Origin of the sequence: Streptomyces boluensis (genome assembly GCF_009908195.1) — a bacterium.
GTDB lineage: Bacteria > Actinomycetota > Actinomycetes > Streptomycetales > Streptomycetaceae > Streptomyces > Streptomyces boluensis.
The window spans coordinates 1-5,413 of the sequence record NZ_JAAAHS010000455.1 but is presented as its reverse complement, the minus strand read 5'-3'; the positions used below and the strand labels follow the sequence as shown (position 1 = coordinate 5,413).

4 protein-coding genes are annotated in these 5,413 nt (G+C 68.1%); all 4 read left to right on the top strand.

The window, feature by feature from the left end; genetic code table 11:
- On the top strand, positions 1-353 hold a 353-nt coding region (locus GUY60_RS33585), incomplete at its 5' end, for a nitrite reductase (NAD(P)H) small subunit (RefSeq protein WP_246235979.1).
- Positions 354-538: 185 nt separating this feature from the next.
- A complete protein-coding gene (locus GUY60_RS33580) occupies positions 539-1,957 on the top strand; it encodes a NarK family nitrate/nitrite MFS transporter (RefSeq protein WP_161704803.1) in 1,419 nt (472 codons plus the stop codon).
- 258 nt (positions 1,958-2,215) lie between these two features.
- Positions 2,216-4,492, top strand: coding sequence for a formate C-acetyltransferase (pflB, locus tag GUY60_RS33575; protein WP_161704801.1), 2,277 nt, complete (start codon positions 2,216-2,218; stop codon positions 4,490-4,492).
- 126 nt (positions 4,493-4,618) lie between these two features.
- Positions 4,619-5,413, top strand: a 795-nt coding sequence (gene pflA, locus GUY60_RS33570; RefSeq protein ID WP_161704799.1) for a pyruvate formate-lyase-activating protein, incomplete at its 3' end; no start/stop codon positions are given.

Sequence of the window (5,413 nt, the reverse complement as noted above, 5' to 3'; positions counted from 1 at the left end):
GTTCCCGACCGTACGGACGTGCGGGCTCACCGGGACCGGCCGCACGACCCGAACCGGGCAGGCCGGTGGTCCCGTCTGACCCGGGCAGGCCGGTGGTCCTGTCCGTACCGGGCAGGCCGGTGGTCCCGTCCCGCTCCCCCCGGGCCTCTGGTCCGCCCGAGCGGGGCCGCACGTCCCGCCACGTGGCCGCCCACCAGGACGAGTGGGCCGACGTCATCGCCGACGGAATCCTGGGCTCCGTCGGCGGCGTACCCGTCGTCGCCTCCCCCATGCACAAGCAGGGCTTCGACCTGCGCACCGGCGTCTGCCTCGACGACCCCGACATGTCCCTCCCGGTGCACGAACTGCCCTAGCCCGGCACTCGTCCACGCGCCCACGCGCCCCGCGCCCTGGGTACCGGCCCGCACCGGGACCTAGGGCACAGCCGTAAAAGGGCCCTAAGCCAACTCGCAATCACGACTAATTCCTCTGATTCCTCTCGTACTTCGCAGACACCCTGGATATGTAAGGAACCCTCCTCACCACCAGGAACGACGCCATGAGTCCTGCCGTAAAGGAAGAAGTGGCCACCGTCGCGGAGCGGTCGTACGATCCCGCGCAGTACCGGCCCGGCCGCACCATCGCCGACTGGGAGCCGGAGAACGAACTCTTCTGGAAGTCCACCGGCAAGCGGGTCGCCGCCCGCAACCTGTGGATAGCCGTCCCCGCCCTTCTCGTCGCCTTCGTGGTGTGGCAGGTGTGGAGCGTCACCGCAACGAACCTCAAGGACGTCGGCTTCGCCTTCAGCACCTCGCAGCTGTTCTGGCTCACCGCGATCCCGGGTCTGACCGGCGGTACGGCCCGGATCTTCTACACCTTCCTCGGCCCGAGGATCGGCCAGCGCACCTTCACCGCGCTCTCCACACTCGTCCTGGTCGTCCCGCTGATCTGGCTTGGCTTCGCGATCCAGGACACCTCCACCTCCTTCACCGAGATGGCGACCATCGCCGCGCTCTGCGGCATCGGCGGTGCCAACTTCTCCTCCTCCCTGGCCAACATCGGCTTCTTCTTCCCGAAGGCGCAGAAGGGCAACGCCACCGGCATCAACGGCGGCCTCGGCAACCTCGGTGTCTCCGTCGTCCAGCTGCTCACCCCGATCGTCATCACCAGCTCGGTGCTCGCCATCGGCTCGGCCCAGCACAAGGCCGACGGCTCGCCGGTGTACCTGCAGAACGCCGCGTTCGTCTGGGTCCCGGTCCTGATCGTCCTGGCCGCCGTCGCCTGGTTCGGCCAGAACAACCTCAAGTCCGCCTCGACCTCGTTCAGCCAGCAGAAGATCATCTTCCAGCGCAAGCACAACTGGCTGATGACCTGGCTCTACGTCGGCACCTTCGGCTCCTTCATCGGCTTCGCCGCCGCCCTGCCGATGCTCATCAAGACGACCTTCCCGGACTACTCCGTCGCGACCTACGCCTGGATGGGCCCCGCCCTCGGCGCCCTGGCCCGCTGGGCCGGCGGCTGGATCGCGGACAAGCTGGGCGGCGCCCGCGTCACGATCCTGTCCTTCGTGGGCATGGCCCTGTCGATCATCGGCGTCATCAACTTCCTTCCCAGCGGCTCCGGTTCGGGTGACTTCGCGGGCTTCTTCCTCTGTTTCCTCGCCGCCTTCTTCTTCTCCGGCATCGGCAACGGCTCGACCTTCCGCCAGATCCCGGTGATCTTCCGCAACCAGCACCTGAAGGGCCTCACCGAAGGCACCCCCGAGTACGCGAAGGCCCTGAAGCAGACCGAGATGGAGTCCGGCGCCGTCACCGGCTTCACCGCCGCCATCGCCGCCTACGGCTTCTTCTTCATCCCGGCACTCTTCGCCAACTTCGCCGTGACCAGCGCGATGTGGGGCTTCGTCGCCTTCTACGTCAGCTGCATCGTCGTCTGCTGGTGGTTCTACGCCCGCAAGGGCGCCGAGTCCCCCTCCTGAGCGTCACCCCTTGGCGGGCGGGTCCCTTCGGGGGCCCGCCTTCCCGGCGTTCCGGGCACATTTTTGTGAATGCCTTCACAAGTGCCCAACGGTCCAAAGTCCCGGAAGAACCCGCAGGTCAAGGCGGTCGCGCCCGCTTGATCGCGGAGGTGCACGGGTCCTCCGCCCCGAAACAGGGGACCATCGCCGAGCCAAATGATCGATCAGCGGGAGTGCAATGGAGGGGAGCGAAGGCACAGTGACCGGAAGGTGTGCACGATGACCGCAACTCCCGCGGAGAAGACGGCGAACGGCGAAGCCCGGGACGGCTGGGACTGCTGGGACGGTTTCAAGGGCGGGCTGTGGCGGGACGCCATCGACGTCCGTGACTTCGTGCAGCAGAACTACACCCCGTACGAGGGCGACGACTCCTTCCTCGCGGGCCCGACTGAGCGGACCACCGCCGTCTGGCAGCGACTGCTCGCGATGTTCCCCGACGAGATCGAGCGCGGCGTCCACGACGTCGACGTGCGGACCCCGTCGCGTATCGACGCCTTCAAGCCCGGCTACATCGACGCCGACAGCGACCTGATCGTCGGCCTCCAGACCGACGCCCCGCTGAAGCGCGCGATCATGCCCAACGGCGGCTGGCGCATGGTCGAGAGCGCCCTCAACGCGTACGGCTACGAGGCCGACCCCGGCGTCCGGGACATCTACACGCACCTGCGCAAGACGCACAACGACGGCGTCTTCGACGCGTACACCCCCGAGATCCGCGCCTGCCGCTCCTCCGGCATCATCACCGGCCTCCCGGACGCCTACGGCCGAGGCCGCATCATCGGCGACTACCGCCGCGTCGCCCTCTACGGCGTCGACCGCCTCATCGAGGACAAGAAGACCGTCAAGGCCGAACTCGACGCCGCGTGGCCCACCGAGAACGTGATCCGCGAGCGCGAGGAGACCGCGGAGCAGATCAAGGCCCTGGGCGAACTCAAGGCCATGGCACTGTCGTACGGCTACGACATCTCCCGCCCCGCCACCAGCGGCCGCGAAGCCGTGCAGTGGCTGTACTTCGCCTACCTCGCGGCGGTCAAGGAGCAGAACGGCGCGGCCATGTCGATCGGCCGCATCGACAACTTCCTCGACATCTACCTGCAGCGCGACATCGACAACGGCGTCCTCACCGAGGAGCAGGCGCAGGAGTTCATCGACGACTTCGTCATCAAGCTGCGCATCGTCCGCTTCCTGCGCACCCCCGAGTACAACGAGCTCTACTCCGGCGACCCGACCTGGGTCACCTGGTCCATGGCCGGCATCGGCGAGGACGGCCGCCCGCTGGTCTCCCGGACCACCTTCCGCGCACTCCAGACCCTCTACAACCTGGGCCCGGCCCCCGAGCCCAACCTGACCGTCTTCTGGTCGCGGCAACTCCCGCAGGGCTTCAAGGACTTCGCGTCGAAGGTCGCCATCGACACCTCCGCCATCCAGTTCGAGTCCGACGAGCTGATGCGCCCCAAGTACGGCGACGACACCGCCATCGCCTGCTGCGTCTCGGCGATGGCCGTCGGCAAGCAGATGCAGTTCTTCGGCGCCCGCGTGAACGTCGCCAAGGCCCTGCTCTACGCCATCAACGGCGGCCGCGACGAGAAGTCCGGCAAGCGGGTCGTCGAGGGCTTCCAGCCCATCGAAGGCGACCACCTCGACTACGAGCAGGTCGCCGAGCGGTACGAGGCGATGCTGGAGTGGCTCGCCAAGACCTACGTGCACGCGCTCAACGTCATCCACTACATGCACGACAAGTACGCCTACGAGCGCATCGAGATGGCGCTGCACGACCGCACGATCCTGCGCACCATGGCCTGCGGCATCGCCGGACTCTCGGTCGCCGCGGACTCGCTGTCGGCCATCAAGCACGCCCGCGTGAAGGTCGTCCGCGACGAGACCGGCCTCGCCGTCGACTACGAGATCGAGGGCGACTACCCGGCCTACGGCAACAACGACGACCGCGCCGACGAGATCGCCCAGCGCATCGTCTCCGGCTTCATGGAGAAGATCCGCAGGCACCCCACGTACCGCGACGCCCTGCACACGCAGTCCGTCCTGACGATCACCTCGAACGTCGTCTACGGCAAGAAGACCGGCAACACCCCGGACGGCCGCCGCGCGGGCACCCCCTTCGCCCCGGGCGCCAACCCGATGAACGGCCGTGACCAGTACGGCTACATCGCCTCCGCGATGTCGGTCGCCAAGCTCGACTACGACGACGCCGAGGACGGCATCTCGCTGACCAACACGATCACCCCGGACGCCCTCGGCCGCAGCCCCGAGGAGCGCGTCGAGAACCTGTCCGGTGTCCTGGACGGCTTCATGGCGAGCGACGGCTTCCACATGAACGTCAACGTGCTCGACATGGCGACCCTCGAGGGCGCCATGGAACACCCCGAGAACTACCCGCAGCTGACCATCAGGGTCTCCGGATACGCGGTGAACTTCGTCCGCCTCACGCGTGAGCAGCAGCTCGACGTCATCCACCGCACCTTCCACGGCTCCCTGTGAGCCACCGGCTCCCCACGGGCCACCGAATCGTGGGGAGCCGCCCCCAGGGAAGCAACACCCAGGGAAGCAACACCCGGGGGAGCCGCCCCGAGCCCCAACTCCTTCCAGGGACAACGGAGTTACGTCATGGCCGTCCTGCTCGACCAGAACACCGGCATCGCAGCCACCCCGGCGGGCGCCGCGAAGCACCGCCCCGTCGAGGGCTCGGTGCACTCCTGGGACCTGTCGACCGGCGTGGACGGCCCCGGCAGCCGCTTCGTGACGTTCCTCTCCGGCTGCCCGCTGACCTGCCTGTACTGCCACAACCCGGACACCTGGCGGATGCGTGACGGCAAGCGCACCTCGGCCGACGACGTGATCGCGGAAGCCGCGAAGTACACCCGGTTCATCGCCGCGGCCCGCGGCGGCGCCACCATCAGCGGCGGCGAACCCCTGCTCCAGCCGGTCTTCGCCGGCGAACTGCTGCACCGCTTCAAGCACGAACTCGGCCTGCACACCGCCCTGGACACCTCGGGCTTCCTCGGCGTCCGTGCCACCGACGCGCTGCTGCGCGATGTGGACCTGGTCCTGCTCGACATCAAGTCCTGGGACCGGGAGACCTACAAGAAGGTCACCGGCCGCCCGCTCCAGCCCACCCTCGACTTCGCGCGGCGCCTCGCCGACCTCGGCAAAGAAGTGCACGTCCGCTTCGTGCTGGTCCCGGGCCTCACCGACGACCCGGCCAACATCGAGGGCGTGGCCGCCTTCGCGGGTTCCCTCGGCAACGTCTCGCGCGTGGACGTGCTGCCTTTCCACAAGCTGGGCGAAGGCAAGTGGCAGGCGCTCGGCATGAACTTCACCCTGCACGGCACCCCGTCGCCCACCCCCGAGCAGGTGGCCCTCGCGAAGGGCGTCTTCGAGGCCCACGGCCTGACGACGGTC

Bases quoted from the DNA above. Each gene is read 5' to 3' on its own strand.
- GUY60_RS33580 (WP_161704803.1), top strand. From the start codon at position 539: ATGAGTCCTGCCGTAAAGGAAGAAGTGGCCACCGTCGCGGAGCGGTCG.
- pflB (WP_161704801.1), top strand. From the start codon at position 2,216: ATGACCGCAACTCCCGCGGAGAAGACGGCGAACGGCGAAGCCCGGGAC.